Below are 16174 nucleotides of genomic sequence, written 5' to 3' on the forward strand. Positions count from 1 at the left end.
CGACGATGGAACACCACTCGGCCCACGAGCACGCGCACCACCACGCACACCACCACTCCGCGGCCGGACAGGCCGGTCCCACCTCCTGGCGCATGGCCGCGCAGGCCACGCTGCACTGCCTGACCGGCTGCGCCATCGGCGAGGTGCTGGGCATGGTCATCGGCACGGCGGCCGGGCTGCACAACGCCGCCACGGTCGTCGTCTCCGTCGCGCTCGCCTTCGTCTTCGGGTACGCGCTGACCATGCGAGGCGTTCTGCGCGCGGGCGTTCCGCTGCGGCAGGCGGTCAAGGTCGCGCTGGCCGCCGACACCGTCTCCATCCTGGTCATGGAGCTGATCGACAACACCGTGATGGTGGGCGTGCCCGGTGCCATGGACGCAGGTCTGGCCGACGCCCTGTTCTGGGTCTCGCTGGTCCTCTCCCTCGTCCTCGCCTTCCTGCTGACCACTCCCGTCAACCGGTGGATGATCGGCCGGGGCAAGGGCCACGCGGTGGTGCACGCCCACCACTGACCCGGCCGCGGGTCACGGATAGCGGCGGTCGTCCGGACGCGACGTCCCGCTCACCGGCCCGGTGTCGGTCCCGCCGTACCGCGCGACGCGCTGGTTGTGCCGGTGGTGCGTGGCGGCGCCGGCCAGCAGGGACAGACCGAGGCAGAAGAGCAGGGCGAGCGCGAGTCCGGCGCTGAAGATCGCGAGGGTGTTCATCGTGACGATGTTGTTGCCCAGTATGGACACCGTGTAGTGGGGTCCGCCCGCGAGGTTGCCGGCGATCGCAAGACCGGTGAAGGCGCCTGTGGCCGCGAGGAGGAGCAGGCCGATCAGCAGCATGGGAGTCATCTCCTCAAGAAGTGCCGTCACCGGTCGGGTACCCGCATCCTCGGCGGGCCAACGACCGCACATGCCCGGCAGGTGCCCCCGCGCGAGGCCCGGCGCGGTGCCCTCGGGAGACGTGTGCGGCAGGTGCGGTGCCGCCCCGGCCGGGTACCCGACCGGAGCAGTGCGGTGAACGGCATCGCAGGATCCGACGAAGGGAGGCGTCATGGTCCAGCACGTACGCGACATCATGACCAGCCGACTGGTGACGGTGGAGCCGCAGACCTCGGTCACGGCGGTGGCCCAGAAGATGCGCGACGAGGACATCGGCATCGTCCTGGTCACCGAGGGCGAGGAGCTGCGCGGCCTGGTCAGCGACCGCGACCTCGTGGTGCGCTCGCTGGCGGACGGCGGCGACCAGGAGCAGCGGACCGTCGGCTCCGCGTGCAGCGGCGACCTCTTCACCGTGGGCCCCGACGAGGAACTCGACCACGCGGTGGAGCTGATGCGGGAGCACTCCGTGCGCCGCGTCCCGGTCGTCGACCACGGCCACCCGGTGGGGATCGTGTCCATCGGTGACCTGGCCATCGAGCGGGACCCCGGCTCCGCGCTCGGGGACATCAGCGCGGCACCGCCCAACGAGTAGGCGAGTAGGGTCGCGACGGCCCCTGGGGGCGCCCCGGCCGGGGCGCCCCCAGCCGCGCCCGCCCCGGCCGTGCCCCGGCTCAGGAGGGCGAGGGGGGCGAGGGGGCGAGGAGGCAACGGCGCGAGCAGGCCAGGACGGCCGTCAGGAGGCCGGCCCTTTGGCTGTCAGGAGGCCCGTCAGGAGGCCAGCACCTTCGCCAGGGAGCCCAGCGCGGAGCGCAGTTCGTCCTCGGTGACCGTCAGCGGCGGCGCCAGCCGGACCGTGGACCCGTGGGTGTCCTTGACCAGGATCCCCTCCCGCATCAGCCGCTCGCTGATCTCCCGGCCGGTGCCGATGGCCGGGTCCACGTCGACGCCCGCCCACAGGCCCCGCGAGCGGAAGCCCACCACGCCCTTGCCGACCAGGTCGGTCAGCCCGTCGCGCAGGACCACGCCCAGCGCGGCGGCCCGGCGCTGGAACTCGCCCGTCTCCAGCAGCTCGACCACCGCCGTGCCGACCGCGGCGGCCAGCGGATTGCCGCCGAACGTCGACCCGTGCTCGCCGGGCCGCAGCACACCGAGCACCTCCCGGCTGCCCACCACCGCCGACACGGGGACGATGCCGCCGCCCAGCGCCTTGCCGAGCAGTACGACGTCCGGCACCACGCCCTCGTGCTCCACGGCGAGCGTGCGTCCGGTGCGGCCCAGGCCCGACTGGATCTCGTCGGCGACGAAGAGGCAGCCCGCCCGGCGGGTCAGCTCGCGCACCCCGGAGAGGTAGCCGTCGTCGGGCACGATCACCCCGGCCTCGCCCTGGATGGGCTCGATCAGCACGGCGGCCGTGGTCTCGTCGACCGCCGCCTCCATCGCCGCCAGGTCGTTGTAGGGGACGATCCGGAAGCCCGGTGTGAACGGCCCGAAGCCCGCGCGTGCCGTCTCGTCCGTGGAGAAGCCGACGACGGTCGTCGTCCGGCCGTGGAAGTTGTCCGCGGCGACCACGATCGTCGCCCGGTCGGCGGGGACGCCCTTGACGTCGTAGGCCCACTTGCGGGCCACCTTGATGCCGCTCTCCACCGCCTCGGCGCCGGTGTTCATGGGCAGCACCATGTCCTGCCCGGTCAGCTCCGCCAGCCGCTCGGCGAACTCGGCGAGCCGGTCGTTGTGGAAGGCCCGGGAGGTGAGGGTCAGCCGGTCGAGCTGGTCGCGGGCCGCCCCGATCAGGGCCGGGTGGCGGTGGCCGAAGTTCAGGGCCGAGTAACCCGCCAGCATGTCGAGGTAGCGGCGCCCTTCGACGTCCTCCACCCAGGCGCCCTCGGCCCGGGCGACGACCACGGGCAGCGGGTGGTAGTTGTGCGCGAGCACCGGCTCCTCCGCCCGGATCAGTTCGTCGGAGGTGCGGGTGCGTACGGGTGCGGTCATGAGCGGATCTCCTGGGTGCAGCACTTGATCCCGCCGCCGGCCTTGTGGAACTCCGACAGGTCGACGGGGACGGGCAGGTAACCGAGGTGCGCGAGCCGGTCGGCGAGCGCGGTCGCGCCGGGCGAGAGGAACACGTGCAGTCCGTCGGAGACGGAGTTGAGCCCGAAGGCCGCCGCGTCCTCCTCGGTGGCGAGCACCGCGTCCGGGTACAGCCGGGCCAGTACCTCCCGGCTGCCGGGCGAGAACGCCGGCGGGTAGTAGGCGATGTTGTCGTCGTCGAGGACGAACAGCGCCGTGTCCAGATGGTAGAAGTACGGGTCCACCAGGGTCAGGCCGATCACCGGCACGCCCAGGAACTCCTGGGCCTCGCGATGGGCCTCACGCGTGGTGCGAAAGCCGGTGCCGGCGAGCAGCCAGCGGCCGGCCGGCACGAAGTCCCCCTCGCCCTCGCACACCGACTCGGGCCGGTGGACGACGAAACCGGCCGACTTGAACCAGGTGTCGTAGGGAAGGGACTCCGGACGCCGTTCGGGCGCCTTGAAGAGGGAGCCGAAGACACGGCCGCCGACGACGACCGCCGCGTTGGCGGCGAAGACCATGTCCGGGAGGCCGGGGACGGGCGGCACCGTCTCGACGGTGTGACCGTGGGCGCGGTAGGCGTCGGTCAGCGCCTGCCACTGGGCCCGGGCGAGTCCGGTGTCCACGGGACGGTCCGGATGCATCCAGGGGTTGATCGCGTACTGCACGGCGAAGTGTCTGGGTTCGCAGACGAGGAAGCGCCGCCGGCGCGGCACACGGGATTCGGGCACAGAGGGGTTCCTCCGCTTCCTGGGGGCGTCGACTCAGGGTTGACACCACGGTAGAAAGCGAGGGATACGACCGACAAGGAACGAAACCTGCGTGTCGAAGCAGCGATGCTGCGTCTTACCGGCTCTCAGCGCACGTCTGCTGCGTCCTGTGGGGCGGGCTGGCTGGCCCCCGCCTCCGGGCTGTCCGGCAGCAGGTGGGAGAGCACCATCACACTGATCGTCTTGCGGATGAACGGCTCGACCCGGATCCGCTCCAGCACCTCCTCGAAGTGCTCCACGTCCCGCGCCCGCACGTGCAGCAGCGCGTCCGCGCCGCCGGTCACCGTCATCGCCGCCGTGATCTCCGGATGGTTGCGCACCACCTCCGCCAGCCGCCGGGGCGGCGCCGCGCCCTCGCAGTACACCTCGACGTACGCCTCCGTGCGCCAGCCCAGCGCCGAGGGCTTCACCGTCGCCGTGAACCCGGTGATCACCCCGGTGTCGCGCAACCGGTCCACCCGGCGTTTGACGGCCGTCGCGGACAGCCCGACGGACGCCCCGACCTCCGCGAAACTCGTACGGGCGTTCGCCATCAGCGCGGTGAGGATCTTGCGGTCCAGTTCGTCGAACGGCGTGGGCCTGCTGTTCATGTCCGCACTGTATCCAGCGCGAACGCCCACGCCGCCCACCACCGACGCCGTCCGGCACGAACGCCCGCGCCCGCCACATGTCCAGGCCCGCCGTTCGCCCCTACACTCCACGTTCATGCTGCGCGCCCTCGCCGTCGACGACGAACGCCCCTCCCTGGAGGAACTGCTCTACCTGCTCGGCGCCGACCCCAGGATCGAGGGGGTCGAGGGCGCCGGGGACGCGACCGAGGCCCTGCGCCGCATCAACCGGGCCCTGCAGTGCGGACCCGACGGCCCCGACGCGATCGACGTCGTCTTCCTCGACATCCAGATGCCCGGCCTCGACGGCCTCGACCTGGCCCGGCTGCTCACCGGGTTCGCCGAGCCGCCGCTGATCGTGTTCGTCACCGCCCACGAGGACTTCGCCGTGCAGGCCTTCGACCTCAAGGCCGTCGACTACGTCCTCAAACCCGTCCGCGCCGAACGCCTCGCCGAGGCCGTCCGCCGCGCCGACGAGCTGCGCCGCACCGCCGTACGGATCCCCGTCGGCGAGCCCGACCCCGACCAGCTGCCCGTGGAACTCGGCGGCGTGACCCGCTTCGTCGCCGTCGACGACATCACCCACGTCGAGGCGCGGGGCGACTACGCCCGGCTGCACACCGCCAGGGGCAGCCACCTCGTCCGCATGCCGCTGTCCGCGCTGGAGGAACGCTGGCGCTCGCGCGGCTTCGTCCGCATCCACCGCCGCCACCTCGTCGCCCTGCGCCACATCGGCGAACTGCGCGTGGACGCGGGCTCGGTGAGTGTCCTCATCGGCACCGAGGAACTCCAGGTCAGCCGCCGCCACGCCCGCGAACTGCGGGACCTGCTGATGCGCCGCACCGCGCGCTAGGGGGACGCCCACCATGCCGCAGGACCCCGCCGAACGCCGCGTCACCGTCACCGGCCCGCCCCGCCGCACCCGCCGCGCCACCGGCCACTACCGTCCGCGCACCGAGATCGACGAACAGACCACCCTCGGCCACACCTACGTCCGCTCCCTCATGCGCACCCAACTGCGCACCGCGCTCACCGTCCTCGGCGTGCTCGTCCTGCTCGTCGGCCCGCTGCCCCTGGTGTTCGCCGCGGCCCCCGACGCCCGCCGCCTGCGCTGGGCGGTCCTCGGCTTCTGCCTCTACGCCCCCCTCGTCCTGCTCGCCCGCTGGTACGTGCGCCGCGCCGAACGCAACGAACGCGACTTCGTCCGCCTGATCGAGGACCGCTGAGGCCACACCCCCGTGAACTCCGCCTACACCGTCCCCGCCGTCGCCCTCGTCGTCGTGGCCACCGTCCTCGTCGGCGCCTTCGGCCTGCGCATGTCCCGGACCACCTCCGACTTCTACGTCGCCTCCCGCACCGTCGGCCCCCGCCTGAACGCCGCCGCCATCAGCGGCGAGTACCTCTCCGCCGCCTCCTTCCTCGGCATCGCCGGGCTCGTCCTCGTCCAGGGCCCCGACATGCTGTGGTACCCGGTCGGCTACACCGCCGGCTACCTCGTCCTGCTCCTGTTCGTCGCCGCCCCACTGCGCCGCTCCGGCGCCTACACGCTGCCCGACTTCGCCGAGGCCCGGCTCGCCTCCCAGGGCGTGCGGCGACTGGCGGGCGCCTTCGTCGTCGGCGTCGGCTGGCTGTACCTGCTGCCCCAGCTCCAGGGCGCGGGACTCACGCTCGCCGTCCTCACCGCGGCGCCCGACGCCCTCGGCGCGCTCATCGTGGCCGCCGTCGTGGTGGCCACCGTCGCCGCGGGCGGCATGCGCAGCATCACCTTTGTCCAGGCCTTCCAGTACTGGCTGAAACTGACTGCCCTGCTCGTCCCCGCGCTCTTCCTGCTCCTCGCCTGGCAGGGCGACGGCGCACCCCGCCACGCCTTCGACGAACCCGCCGCCTTCCGCGAGCGGCGCACAGTCCGCGTCGACGCCACCCTCGACCTGCGGCTGGAACGACCGCTCGACGTCACCGTCCACGGCACCGTCGACGCCCGCCCCCACCACGGTGAGAGAGTGACCCTGCCCGCCGGAACCCACCACGTCGCCCACGGCACCCGCCTCACCTTCGCCCGGGGGACGCGAGTGCCCGCCGCCGACCGGGCCGGCACCGGCGCCCTGTCCACCACGCTCGCCGCGAGCCGCGAGGAACGCCCGCTGTACGCCACGTACGGACTCATCCTCGCCACCTTCCTCGGCACCATGGGCCTGCCGCACGTCGTCGTCCGCTTCTACACCAGCCCGCACGGCGTCGCCGCCCGCCGCACCACGGTGGCCGTGCTCGGCCTGATCGGCGCGTTCTACCTGCTGCCCCCGCTCTACGGCGCCCTGGGCCGCCTCTACGCCCCCGAGCTGACACTCACCGGCAACGCGGACGCCGCCGTGCTGCTGCTGCCCGACCGCATGATCGGCGGCCTCGGCGGCGACCTGCTCGGCGCGCTGGTCGCGGGCGGTGCCTTCGCCGCGTTCCTGTCCACCGCCTCCGGACTGACCATGGCCGTGGCCGGGGTGCTCACCCAGGACGTGCTGCCCTCACGGGGCCCGCTGCCCGCCCGCGGCGTACGGCACTTCCGGCTCGGCACGGTGCTCGCGATGGCCGTGCCGCTGGCCGCGAGCGTCCTGGCCGGCGGGCTGCCCGTGGCCGACGCCGTCGGCCTCGCCTTCGCCGTGTCGGCCTCCTCCTTCTGCCCGCTGCTCGTCCTCGGCATCTGGTGGCGGCGGCTCACCCCGCCCGGCGCGGCGGCCGGGATGGTGGCCGGCGGCGGGGCCGCGCTCGTCGCCGTCGCCGTCACCATGGCCGGCTTCCCGGACACCGGCCCGCTGCACGCGCTGCTGGCCTGGCCCGCCCTGTGGTCGGTGCCGCTGGGCTTCCTCACCATGGTGCTGGTGTCCCTGGCCACCCCGGCCCGGGTACCGGCCGGCACGGCGGCCGTGCTGGCCCGCTTCCACCTGCCCGAGCAACCGGACGCGGAGGCGAAGACATGAGCGGCTTCCTCGCCGGACTGTGCGTCGCCGTCCTGCCGCTGCTGGCCGCCGGGTTCTGGCTGGGCCGGCGCACCGCCCGCCCACGGAACCTCGGCGACCTCGGCACACCCGTCGAGCACGCCACCTTCCAGACCCTGCACACCGCATCCCTCGCGGCACCCCCGCTGCGGGCCGGCCTCACCGAGGAGACCGCCCGCAAGGCGGCCCGCCGGCTGCGCTCGCTGCTCGGCACCGACGCGCTCTGCCTCACCGACGACACGCGGGTGCTGGCCTGGGACGGGACCGGCGCCCACCACCGCGACGAGATCATGGACCGCCTCACCGGCGCCCTGGACACCGGCCGCGGCGCGGCTTTCCCGCTCACCTGCCGGACACCCGACTGCCCGGTGCGCTGGGCGGTCGTCGCCCCGCTCACCGTAGACGACCGGGTGCACGGAACCCTCGTCGCCTGCGCGCCGCGCGAGTCCGCCGTCCTGGTGCGCGCCGCCGCCGAGGTCGCCCGCTTCGTGTCCGTCCAGCTCGAACTGGCCGACCTCGACCGCTCCCGCACCCGGATCGTCGAGGCCGAGATCAAGGCCCTGCGTGCCCAGATCTCCCCGCACTTCGTCTTCAACTCGCTCGCGGTGATCGCCTCGTTCGTCCGCACCGACCCCGAGCGCGCCCGCGAGCTGCTGCTGGAGTTCGCCGACTTCACCCGCTACTCGTTCCGCCGGCACGGCGACTTCACCACGCTCGCCGACGAACTCCACGCCATCGAGCACTACCTCGCGCTGGTACGGGCCCGCTTCGGCGACCGCCTCGCCGTCACCTTGCAGATCGCCCCCGAGGTGCTGCCGGTCGCGCTGCCCTTCCTGTGCCTGCAACCGCTCGTGGAGAACGCCGTCAAGCACGGCCTGGAGGGCAAGGCCGGCACCTGCCGCATCCGCATCACCGCCCAGGACGCGGGCGCCGGGGCCGTGGTCGTCATCGAGGACGACGGCGCCGGCATGGACCCCGGCCTGCTGCGCCGCATCCTCGCCGGGGAGGACAACCCCTCCGGCGGCATCGGACTGTCCAACGTCGACGACCGGCTGCGCCAGGTCTACGGCGACGACCACGGCCTGGTCGTCGAGACCGCGCCGGGCGCCGGCATGAAGGTCATCGTCCGGCTGCCCAAGTACCGGCCGGGCGTGCACTCGGGGCGGCTCGGGAGCCTGACCGGGGAGTGAGCGGCGGGGGGGGGGGCGGGCTCAGGTGCCGTGGGAGGCGATCATGCCCAGGGTGGCCAGGCCCAGCACGACCCAGCCGAACCACAGCCAGCCGTTGCCGCCGAGCGCCACCGTGTACGCCGTCACCGCGACCAGGGCGCCGACGGTGAGCACCCCCATCGCTCTCGTGGAACCGTCAGTCGAGCCGGGCATCGGCACCCTCCTCCAGGTCCGTCCTGCCTCCATGGTGCCCCGGTTCCGCCGCCAGGGAGGCGGTGGTGCGCGCAAAGGCCGGACGCGACGGGGGAGCGGTCAGCTGCCGCGTGCGTCGAGCGAGGCCAGATAGGCGTTGTAGGCGGCCAGTTCCTTGTCGCCGTCGCGCTCGGCGGCCCGGTCCTTGCGCTTGGCCTGCCGCTGCTCGGAGCGGTACCACTGGAACAGCAGCGCGAGGAGCACCAGCACCGAAGGCACCTCGCTGAACGCCCAGGCGATGCCGCCCGCCGCGGTCTGGTCGGAGAGGGCGTCGATGCCGAGCGAGGCGGGCGGGTTGCGGAAGGTGTCCACCATGGGGGTCGACCCCATCATCAGCGCGATGCCGAAGAAGGCGTGGAACGGCATCCCCGCGAACAGCTCCAGCATCCGCATCAGGTAGCCCGGCCGGTGCGGTCCCGGGTCGATGCCCATGATCGGCCAGAAGAACGCCACACCCACCGCGAGGAAGTGCACCATCATCGCGATGTGCCCCGCCCTGGACCCCATCAGGAAGTCGAAGATCGGCGTGAAGTACAGCGCGTACAGGCTGGCGACGAACAGCGGGATGGTGAACGCGGGGTGCGTGATCACCCGGACGTAGCGGCTGTGCAGGAGGGCCAGCAGCAGTTCGCGCGGCCCCTTGCGGCCCCGGACCGCCGCCACCGGCAGCGCCCGCAGTGCCAGCGTGATCGGCGCGCCCAGCAGGATCAGGATGGGCGAGAGCATGCTGATGACCATGTGCTGGACCATGTGCACGCTGAACATGACCATGCCGTAGTCGTTCAGCTTGGTGCACATCACCAGCGCCACGGTCAGCACCCCGACGACGTACGCGATCGTGCGGCCCACCGGCCAGGAGTCGCCGCGCCGCCGCAGCCGCACCACACCCCACCCGTAGAGGCCGAGACCGAGCAGGCAGGCGGTGAGGAAGAACGGGTCCGCGGACCATTCGAGGCCGCGTCCCAGCGTGAACGGCGGCAGATCCATGGTCATGCCGTGCCCGCTGTGATCCATCCGCCGGCTCCTGATTCGTGGGGGTGTGCGCTGTCCGACCACAGCTGTGGGTGTCCGTGGCCGTCTGTCCCCAGCTGTCTGTCCGCACCCAGACTAGAGCCGCCCCCGGCCGCGCTCGCGACCGGGGGCGGCTCGGGCCGGACGTGTTACAGCACGCACTCCGCCTCGGCGTACCGGTCGGCGGGCACCGTCTTCAGCGTCTCCACGGCCTCGGCCAGCGACACCATCACGATGTCCGTGCCGCGCAGCGCCGTCATCCGGCCGAACTCGCCGCGGTGCACGGCCTCCACGGCGTGCCAGCCGAACCGCGTGGCCAGCACCCGGTCGTACGCCGTCGGGGTGCCGCCGCGCTGGACGTGTCCGAGGATGACCGGCCGGGCCTCCTTGCCCAGGCGCTCCTCCAGTTCCACGGAGAGCTGCCGGGCGATCCCGGCGAACCGCTCGTGGCCGTAGATGTCCTTGCCGCCCTCGTCGAAGTCCATCGTGCCGGGCAGCGGCTTGGCGCCCTCGGCGGCGACGACGATCGCGAACCGCTTGCCCGCCTCGAACCGCTCGCCGACCTTCTTCGTCAGCTCCTCGATGTCGAAGGGCCGTTCGGGGACGACCACGGCGTGGGCGCCGGCCGCCATCCCGGACTGGAGTGCGATCCAGCCGGTGTGGCGGCCCATGACCTCCACGATCAGCACCCGCTGGTGGGACTCGGCGGTGGTCTTCAGCCGGTCCAGGGCCTCGGTGGCGACGGTCACGGCGGTGTCGAAACCGAAGGTGACGTCGGTGACCGCGATGTCGTTGTCGATGGTCTTGGGCACCCCGACGATGGGCAGGCCGTTGTCGGACAGCAGCCGGGCCGCCTTCAGGGTGCCCTCGCCGCCGATCGGGATGATGGCGTCGAGCCCCAGCTCCTCGACGTGGCCCCGGGCCCGCTCCACCCCGTCCCGCAGGTGCTCGGGCCGGACCCGGGAGGAGCCGAGGATGGTGCCGCCACGGGCCAGGATGCCGCCCACGGCGTCGAGGTCGAGCTTGAGGTAGTCGCACTCCAGGAGGCCCTTCCAGCCGTCCCGGAAGCCGATGACCTCGTCGCCGTGGTCGGCGACGGCGCGGTGCACGACGGACCGGATGACGGCGTTCAGGCCGGGACAGTCGCCGCCGGACGTGAGGACACCAATGCGCATAGCCCGAATAACCTTCTCCACGTGGGCCGGGACCGGACCGCGCTGTCCGGCTCGATCCCGGCCACCCTACCGGCGACAGGGGGTGGTGCCGTACGGGCCGTCCGGCTGGTGGACGCGGGTGCACAGGTGAGCGGATGCGTCGTCAGGCGGGCCCGGTGACGAGCCTGGCGCAACCGCCTTGCGGGGAGCTTGCGACGGGCTGGAGCGCGGACGGCGTACGGCCGGTGACAGGCGGACGCGCCCGGGGCGTCCCCGGGCGCGTCCGCACGGCCGCGCGCGACCGTGGGTCCGCTCAGGCGGGCTGCTCGGCCGCCGCGATCCGCTCGGTGCGCAGGGCCTCGTACCAGCGGTCGTCGATGGGCGGCAGCGCGTTCACGTCGAGCGCCAGCTTCAGCAGCAGGTCCGCGATCTGCGGGTTGCGGGCGAGGACCGGCCCGTGCATGTAGGTGCCGAAGACGGTGTCGTTGTACGCGCCCTCGGTGCCGTCCCCCGTGCCGTTGCCCCGGCCCACGCGGACCTGGGCGAGGGGGCGGGCGGCCGGGCCGAGGTGGGTGACGCCCTGGTGGTTCTCGAAACCGGTCAGCGGCGGCAGCCCGAGACGCGGGTCGACGTCACCGAGTACGTCGCCGACGCACCGCTCGCCCTCGCCGCGCACCGACACCACGTCGAGCAGGCCGAGGCCCGGCTCGCGCTGGCCGAGGTCGTTGACGAACTCGTGGCCGAGGATCTGGTAGCCGGCGCAGACCGAGAAGACGATCGCGCCGTTCTGCACCGCCTGGTACAGGTGGCCGTCCCGGCGCAGCCGCTCCGCCGCGAGGCGCTGCGGGCGGTCCTCGCCGCCGCCGATCAGGTAGATGTCGCCCGAGGTCGGGATCGGCTGGTCGCTGCGCACGTCCAGGCGGGCCACGTCCAGGCCGCGCTGCCGGGCCCGGCGCTCCACGACGAGCGCGTTGCCCTGGTCGCCGTAGGTGCTCAGCAGGTCCGGGTAGATCCACACCAGCCGCAGTTGGTTGTCGCTCATGAAGTGGTCGTCCTCCGTGATCAGTTGCCGACGCGGCGGCGCAGGTCCTGGAACGCGGTGTAGTTGGCGATGACCTCGATCCGGCCGGGCGGGGCCTGCTGCACGGCCTGGTCGAGGTTCTCGCAGACCTGGAAGTGCTGGCCCGCCACCTCCAGGCGCACCGCGAGGTCCAGCTTGCGGTCGCCGATCACCAGCAGCGGGTGGCCCGTCAGCCGGGTGTAGTCGACGTCCCACAGCCAGGACGTGTCGGTGCCGTCGGCGCCGCGCGCGTTCACCGAGAGGATGACCGGGGTGGGCGGCGGGTCGATCAGGGAGAAGGTCTCCAGCCAGCCGGCCGGGTTCTTCGCCAGCAGCAGGCGCAGGTCACGGCCCTGGAACTGCACGACGTCGTAGCGCCCGGCGACCGCCTGCACCTGGTACATGCGCTCCAGGGCGACCTGCGGCGGCACACCGAAGACGGCGGCGACGGCCGCGGACGAGGCGGCGTTGGCCTTGTTGGCGCGGCCCGGCAGCTGGAGGTGGATCGGCCAGGCCGAGCCGTGCGGGTCGAGGACGTGGTCGCCGGACAGGGCCCAGCTGGGCGTGGGCCGGCGGAAACCGCACTCGGCGCAGAACCAGTCGTCGCCCGGACGCTGCATCACACCGCCGCAGGACGGGCACGACCAGGCGTCGTCCTTCCACATCTGGCCGGCCGCCACCCAGATCACGTTGGGCGAGGACGACGCGGCCCACACCACCAGCGGGTCGTCGCAGTTGGCGACGACCACGGCCTTGGACCCGGCGAGCCCCTCGCGCCAGTTCTCCGCGAGCATCCGGGTCTCGGCGGCCCGGTCCAGCTGGTCGCGGGAGAGGTTGAGCAGCGCGATGCACTTGGGGTCGGTGTCCCGGGCCACGCCCGCGAGGTACTTCTCGTCGACCTCGATCACCGCGAACTTCGAGTCCGAGCCGCCCGCCAGCGCCGAGGTGATGCCCGCGGGCATGTTGGCGCCGAGCGCGTTGGAGACCACCGGTCCCGCGGCGCGCAGCGCCTCGGCGATGAGCCGGGTGGTGGTCGTCTTGCCGTTGGTCGCCGACACCAGGACGACGTCCAGGTTCTGGGCCAGCCGGGCCAGCAGGTCGGGGTCGAGTTTGAGCGCCACCCGGCCGCCGATCACCGAACCGCTGCCGCGCCCCGCGGCGCGCGATGCCGCCGCGACCGCCTTGCCCGCGGTCACGGCCAGCTTGGCCCGCGGCGTGAGCGGGTCCGAGTTGCCTGCCATCAGTTCTCGATCCTCCTTGCGTACGCGCCGCGCCTGAGCCATCCGGCAACGTGGTGTGGACCTCAGCCTATCGAGATCCGATCGTGCTCCCGAATCCCGGCACCGTCACGGCGCCCGCGCGCCGTTCGCGCGTGCAGGAGGACCGTACCCTTGCCGCCATGCGACACGGCTCGATCCCGGGCGCCCGCGGGCGCGTACGGCCCCTCACCCTGCTCGGCGACGAGGCGCTGCGGACGCCCTGCCGGGAGGTCACCGACTTCGGCCCCGAACTGGCCGCACTCGTGGAGGACTTGTTCGCCACGATGTACGCCGCCCGGGGGGTTGGACTGGCCGCCAACCAGGTGGGCGAGGCGCTGCGGGTGTTCGTCTACGACTGCCCGGACGACGAGGACGTACGGCATCTGGGGCATGTGGTGAACCCACGGCTGGTGACGGCCGACGGTGTGGTATTGCGCGGCCCGGAGGGGTGTCTGTCACTGCCGGGACTGGAGGCGGGCACCGAGCGGCACGACCGCGCGGTCGTGGCGGGTCTCACAGTGACGGGGGAGCCGGTCACCGTGGAGGGGACGGGTTTCTTCGCCCGGTGCCTGCAGCACGAGTGCGACCATCTGGACGGCCGCCTGTACGTGGATCACCTCACGGGGTGGCGTCGGCGCAGGGTGTTCCGGCAGGCGGCCAGGGCGCCTTGGGGGCGGCGGGGGTGAGCCGGGGCAGGCGGGTCTTTCGAAACACACCCCAGGGCCCTTCTGGTGGATCCTAGAAGCCCGGGCCGCCCGCCTTGTCGCCGGCCGCCGCGAGGCGGCCCCACAGGAGGTCGGCCAGGCTGCGCACCAGTTCCGCGCGGGAGCACGGGCGCTCGCCCAGCCACCAGTCGCCGGCCGCGTGCATCATGCCGACGATGCCGTGGCCCCAGACCCGGGCCAGTTGCTGGCCGCCCGGCCCGAGGTCGAGGCGCTCCTCGATGACCTGGGCCAGCTCCTCGCCCATGCGGCGCAGCAGCGGAGCGGAGTGCTTGCCGACGTCGAACCCCGCCTCGCCGCCCTGGCCGCCCTCCGCCGGGTGCATCAGGAACCGGTACACCTGCGGCCGGGCCTCTATGGCCGCGAGGTAGGTGTCCAGTGTGGCCTCGACCCGCCGGCGCCGCTCGGCGGGCGCGTCGAGCGCGGCCCGCAGCGAGTCGAGCAGGGCGTCGGTGTGCCGCTTGGCGAGGGCGGCGTACAGGCCGCCCTTGTCGCCGAAGTGGCGGTAGAGGATCGGTTTGGTGATGCCGGCCTCGGCTGCGATGGCGTTCATCGAGGCGTGCGGGCCGTCGCGCAGCACCACCCGGTCGGCGGCCTCCAGCAGCTCGCGCCGTCTGCGGTCGGCGGACCGCTGCTGATCGGTCCGCTGCGTGGTGTCCATGATCTCTCCCCACCCGTGCTGATTCGGTGACGCTTGCGCAAACTAACACTGACCGGGCCCCGTACCTCGAACGGGCTGCCGAGGGAACGTCTGGGGAACAGGGGGACTTGACTTCTCCTACCGGCGGGTAACACAGTACGGTTACCGCAAGTAACACCATATGTGTGCCGCTGGAGGGGACATGGCCGAGTTCACCATGGAGCTCAACGACGAACAGAAGGAGGTCCGGGACTGGCTGCACGGCTTCGCGGCCGACGTGATCCGCCCCGCGGCCGCCGAATGGGACGAGCGTGAGGAGACTCCCTGGCCGGTCATCCAGGAGGCCGCGAAGGTCGGCATCTACTCCCTCGACTTCTACGCCCAGCAGTACTTCGACGCCACCGGCCTCGGCATCCCCATGGCCATGGAGGAGCTGTTCTGGGGCGACGCGGGCATAGCCCTCTCCATCGTCGGCACCGGCCTGGCCGCCGTCGGCGTCCTCGCCAACGGCACCGAGGAGCAGATCGGCACCTGGATCCCCCAGATGTACGGCGACGCCACCGACGTCAAGGTCGCCGCCTTCTGCTCCTCCGAACCCGACGCCGGCTCCGACGTGGCCTCGATGCGCACCCGCGCGGTCTACGACGAGGCCAAGGACGAGTGGGTCATCAACGGCACCAAGACCTGGGCCACCAACGGCGGCATCGCCAACGTCCACGTGGTCGTCGCCTCCGTCGATCCGGAACTGGGTTCCAAGGGACACGCCTCCTTCATCATCCCGCCGGGCACCCCGGGCTGCGTCCAGGGCCAGAAGTTCAAGAAGCACGGCATCCGCGCCTCGCACACGGCCGAGGTCGTCCTCGACGACGTGCGCGTCCCCGGGTCCTGCCTGCTCGGCGGCAAGGAGAAGCTGGACGAGCGCCTTGCCCGCGCCCGCGAGCGGGCCAAGGCGGGCGAGCGGGTGAAGAACGCGGCGATGGCCACCTTCGAGGCCTCGCGCCCCGCCGTCGGCGCCATGGCGGTCGGCACCGCCCGCGCCGCCTACGAGGTCGCCCTCGACTACGCGAAGACCCGCGAGCAGTTCGGCCGGCCGATCATCGACAACCAGGGCGTGGCCTTCCAGCTCGCCGACATGGCCACGTCCATCGACGCGGCACGCCTGCTGGTGTGGCGCGCGTCCTGGATGGCGATCAACGGCAAGCCGTTCACCGCCGCCGAGGGCTCGATGTCCAAGCTGTTCGCGAGCGAGACCGCGAAGAAGGTCACCGCCCAGGCGGTCCAGATCCTGGGCGGCAACGGCTACACCCGGGAGTACCCGGTGGAGCGGATGCACCGCGACGCGGCGATCTACACCATCTTCGAGGGCACCAGCGAGATCCAGCGGCTGGTCATCTCCCGGACGGTCTCGGGCCTGCCGATCCGCTAGTGGACGCCGCCGTGGGCCGCCGCCACGCCCTCCGGTCCGCCTGCGGCCGCCGGGCTGCATCGAGCCCGAGACGTCACCGGCAGCCGGGGGGAACTCGTGGCGACGACCGCCCGGCAGCAGCTCAAGGACGCGGAGCACAAGCCCCTGACCGCCAAGGTGGCCAGGTTCGCCGAACGCTGA

At 72.7% G+C, this 16174-nt stretch carries 18 protein-coding genes; 8 read left to right on the forward strand and 10 right to left on the reverse strand.

The genetic code is table 11. The features are described 5' to 3' along the window. Positions 1 to 5 precede the first annotated feature (5 nt). The gene (locus ACFC02_RS01015; RefSeq protein ID WP_376350365.1) at positions 6 to 512 is read left to right on the forward strand and encodes a DUF4396 domain-containing protein; all 507 of its coding nucleotides are present in this window, start codon (positions 6 to 8) and stop codon (positions 510 to 512) included. Between the two features lie 12 nt (positions 513 to 524). On the opposite strand, the gene ACFC02_RS01020 is transcribed toward ACFC02_RS01015, so the two are convergent. Beyond that, on the reverse strand, positions 525 to 830 hold the full coding sequence (locus ACFC02_RS01020) for a hypothetical protein (RefSeq protein WP_376350368.1): 306 nt from the start codon (positions 828 to 830) through the stop codon (positions 525 to 527). Positions 831 to 1041: 211 nt separating this feature from the next. On the opposite strand from ACFC02_RS01020, the gene ACFC02_RS01025 reads away from it, so the two are divergent. Further along, on the forward strand, positions 1042 to 1461 hold the full coding sequence (locus tag ACFC02_RS01025) for a CBS domain-containing protein (protein ID WP_376350371.1): 420 nt from the start codon (positions 1042 to 1044) through the stop codon (positions 1459 to 1461). Positions 1462 to 1637: 176 nt separating this feature from the next. Here the strand turns inward: ACFC02_RS01025 and rocD are convergent, their stop codons facing one another. From rocD to ACFC02_RS01040, 3 genes are all read right to left on the reverse strand, one after another. Continuing rightward, a complete protein-coding gene (gene rocD / locus ACFC02_RS01030) occupies positions 1638 to 2858 on the reverse strand; it encodes an ornithine--oxo-acid transaminase (protein WP_376350374.1) in 1221 nt (406 codons plus the stop codon). Next, a complete protein-coding gene (gene ddaH, locus ACFC02_RS01035) occupies positions 2855 to 3667 on the reverse strand; it encodes a dimethylargininase (RefSeq protein WP_376350377.1) in 813 nt (270 codons plus the stop codon). Before ddaH ends, rocD begins: the two co-directional genes overlap by 4 nt. Before the next feature lie 125 nt (positions 3668 to 3792). Beyond that, positions 3793 to 4296 carry an Lrp/AsnC family transcriptional regulator gene (locus ACFC02_RS01040; RefSeq protein ID WP_376350379.1) on the reverse strand — a complete coding sequence of 168 codons (504 nt, stop codon included), beginning with the start codon at positions 4294 to 4296 and terminating at the stop codon, positions 3793 to 3795. Positions 4297 to 4411: 115 nt separating this feature from the next. On the opposite strand from ACFC02_RS01040, the gene ACFC02_RS01045 reads away from it, so the two are divergent. From ACFC02_RS01045 to ACFC02_RS01060, 4 genes are read left to right on the forward strand one after another with little or no spacing between them, the layout of a single operon-like run. Beyond that, positions 4412 to 5167 carry a LytR/AlgR family response regulator transcription factor gene (locus ACFC02_RS01045; RefSeq protein WP_376350382.1) on the forward strand — a complete coding sequence of 252 codons (756 nt, stop codon included), beginning with the start codon at positions 4412 to 4414 and terminating at the stop codon, positions 5165 to 5167. 13 nt (positions 5168 to 5180) lie between these two features. Next, positions 5181 to 5540, forward strand: coding sequence for a hypothetical protein (locus tag ACFC02_RS01050; protein ID WP_360970276.1), 360 nt, complete (start codon positions 5181 to 5183; stop codon positions 5538 to 5540). Between the two features lie 12 nt (positions 5541 to 5552). Then, the gene (locus tag ACFC02_RS01055) at positions 5553 to 7283 is read left to right on the forward strand and encodes a cation acetate symporter (protein ID WP_376350386.1); all 1731 of its coding nucleotides are present in this window, start codon (positions 5553 to 5555) and stop codon (positions 7281 to 7283) included. Further along, complete coding sequence (locus tag ACFC02_RS01060) at positions 7280 to 8491, forward strand: sensor histidine kinase (RefSeq protein WP_376350388.1); 1212 nt, start codon at positions 7280 to 7282, stop codon at positions 8489 to 8491. Before ACFC02_RS01055 ends, ACFC02_RS01060 begins: the two co-directional genes overlap by 4 nt. Before the next feature lie 21 nt (positions 8492 to 8512). On the opposite strand, the gene ACFC02_RS01065 is transcribed toward ACFC02_RS01060, so the two are convergent. From ACFC02_RS01065 to ACFC02_RS01085, 5 genes are all read right to left on the reverse strand, one after another. Then, positions 8513 to 8683, reverse strand: coding sequence for a hypothetical protein (locus ACFC02_RS01065; RefSeq protein WP_360970282.1), 171 nt, complete (start codon positions 8681 to 8683; stop codon positions 8513 to 8515). Between the two features lie 99 nt (positions 8684 to 8782). Next, the gene (locus ACFC02_RS01070) at positions 8783 to 9736 is read right to left on the reverse strand and encodes a cytochrome c oxidase assembly protein (protein WP_376350391.1); all 954 of its coding nucleotides are present in this window, start codon (positions 9734 to 9736) and stop codon (positions 8783 to 8785) included. 146 nt (positions 9737 to 9882) lie between these two features. Further along, complete coding sequence (locus ACFC02_RS01075; protein WP_376350394.1) at positions 9883 to 10908, reverse strand: 6-phosphofructokinase; 1026 nt, start codon at positions 10906 to 10908, stop codon at positions 9883 to 9885. 292 nt (positions 10909 to 11200) lie between these two features. Next, positions 11201 to 11929, reverse strand: a complete 729-nt coding sequence (locus tag ACFC02_RS01080; RefSeq protein ID WP_376350397.1) for a type 1 glutamine amidotransferase — start codon at positions 11927 to 11929, stop codon at positions 11201 to 11203. Positions 11930 to 11949: 20 nt separating this feature from the next. After that, on the reverse strand, positions 11950 to 13188 hold the full coding sequence (locus tag ACFC02_RS01085; RefSeq protein WP_376350400.1) for a MurT ligase domain-containing protein: 1239 nt from the start codon (positions 13186 to 13188) through the stop codon (positions 11950 to 11952). Positions 13189 to 13346: 158 nt separating this feature from the next. Here ACFC02_RS01085 and def point away from each other — a divergent pair, with 158 nt between their 5' ends. Next, positions 13347 to 13892: a peptide deformylase gene (gene def, locus ACFC02_RS01090; protein ID WP_376350403.1), complete on the forward strand. Its 546-nt coding sequence runs from the start codon at positions 13347 to 13349 to the stop codon at positions 13890 to 13892. 52 nt (positions 13893 to 13944) lie between these two features. On the opposite strand, the gene ACFC02_RS01095 is transcribed toward def, so the two are convergent. Further along, positions 13945 to 14589, reverse strand: a complete 645-nt coding sequence (locus ACFC02_RS01095; RefSeq protein ID WP_360970292.1) for a TetR family transcriptional regulator — start codon at positions 14587 to 14589, stop codon at positions 13945 to 13947. Between the two features lie 181 nt (positions 14590 to 14770). On the opposite strand from ACFC02_RS01095, the gene ACFC02_RS01100 reads away from it, so the two are divergent. After that, on the forward strand, positions 14771 to 15994 hold the full coding sequence (locus ACFC02_RS01100) for an acyl-CoA dehydrogenase family protein (RefSeq protein WP_376350406.1): 1224 nt from the start codon (positions 14771 to 14773) through the stop codon (positions 15992 to 15994). The last annotated feature ends 180 nt before the right edge of the window (positions 15995 to 16174 follow it).

This window comes from Streptomyces sp. NPDC056160, assembly GCF_042268205.1.
GTDB lineage: Bacteria > Actinomycetota > Actinomycetes > Streptomycetales > Streptomycetaceae > Streptomyces.

Coding starts and splice junctions, on each gene's coding strand:
- ACFC02_RS01015 (WP_376350365.1), top strand. CDS start 6: ATGGAACACCACTCGGCCCACGAGCACGCGCACCACCACGCACACCAC.
- ACFC02_RS01020 (WP_376350368.1), bottom strand. CDS start 830: ATGCTGCTGATCGGCCTGCTCCTCCTCGCGGCCACAGGCGCCTTCACC.
- rocD (WP_376350374.1), bottom strand. CDS start 2,858: ATGACCGCACCCGTACGCACCCGCACCTCCGACGAACTGATCCGGGCG.
- ACFC02_RS01085 (WP_376350400.1), bottom strand. CDS start 13,188: ATGGCAGGCAACTCGGACCCGCTCACGCCGCGGGCCAAGCTGGCCGTG.
- ACFC02_RS01025 (WP_376350371.1), top strand. CDS start 1,042: ATGGTCCAGCACGTACGCGACATCATGACCAGCCGACTGGTGACGGTG.
- ACFC02_RS01040 (WP_376350379.1), bottom strand. CDS start 4,296: ATGAACAGCAGGCCCACGCCGTTCGACGAACTGGACCGCAAGATCCTC.
- ACFC02_RS01095 (WP_360970292.1), bottom strand. CDS start 14,589: ATGGACACCACGCAGCGGACCGATCAGCAGCGGTCCGCCGACCGCAGA.
- ACFC02_RS01045 (WP_376350382.1), top strand. CDS start 4,412: ATGCTGCGCGCCCTCGCCGTCGACGACGAACGCCCCTCCCTGGAGGAA.
- ACFC02_RS01080 (WP_376350397.1), bottom strand. CDS start 11,929: ATGAGCGACAACCAACTGCGGCTGGTGTGGATCTACCCGGACCTGCTG.
- ACFC02_RS01070 (WP_376350391.1), bottom strand. CDS start 9,736: ATGGATCACAGCGGGCACGGCATGACCATGGATCTGCCGCCGTTCACG.
- ACFC02_RS01065 (WP_360970282.1), bottom strand. CDS start 8,683: ATGCCCGGCTCGACTGACGGTTCCACGAGAGCGATGGGGGTGCTCACC.
- ACFC02_RS01075 (WP_376350394.1), bottom strand. CDS start 10,908: ATGCGCATTGGTGTCCTCACGTCCGGCGGCGACTGTCCCGGCCTGAAC.
- def (WP_376350403.1), top strand. CDS start 13,347: ATGCGACACGGCTCGATCCCGGGCGCCCGCGGGCGCGTACGGCCCCTC.
- ACFC02_RS01050 (WP_360970276.1), top strand. CDS start 5,181: ATGCCGCAGGACCCCGCCGAACGCCGCGTCACCGTCACCGGCCCGCCC.
- ACFC02_RS01060 (WP_376350388.1), top strand. CDS start 7,280: ATGAGCGGCTTCCTCGCCGGACTGTGCGTCGCCGTCCTGCCGCTGCTG.
- ACFC02_RS01100 (WP_376350406.1), top strand. CDS start 14,771: ATGGCCGAGTTCACCATGGAGCTCAACGACGAACAGAAGGAGGTCCGG.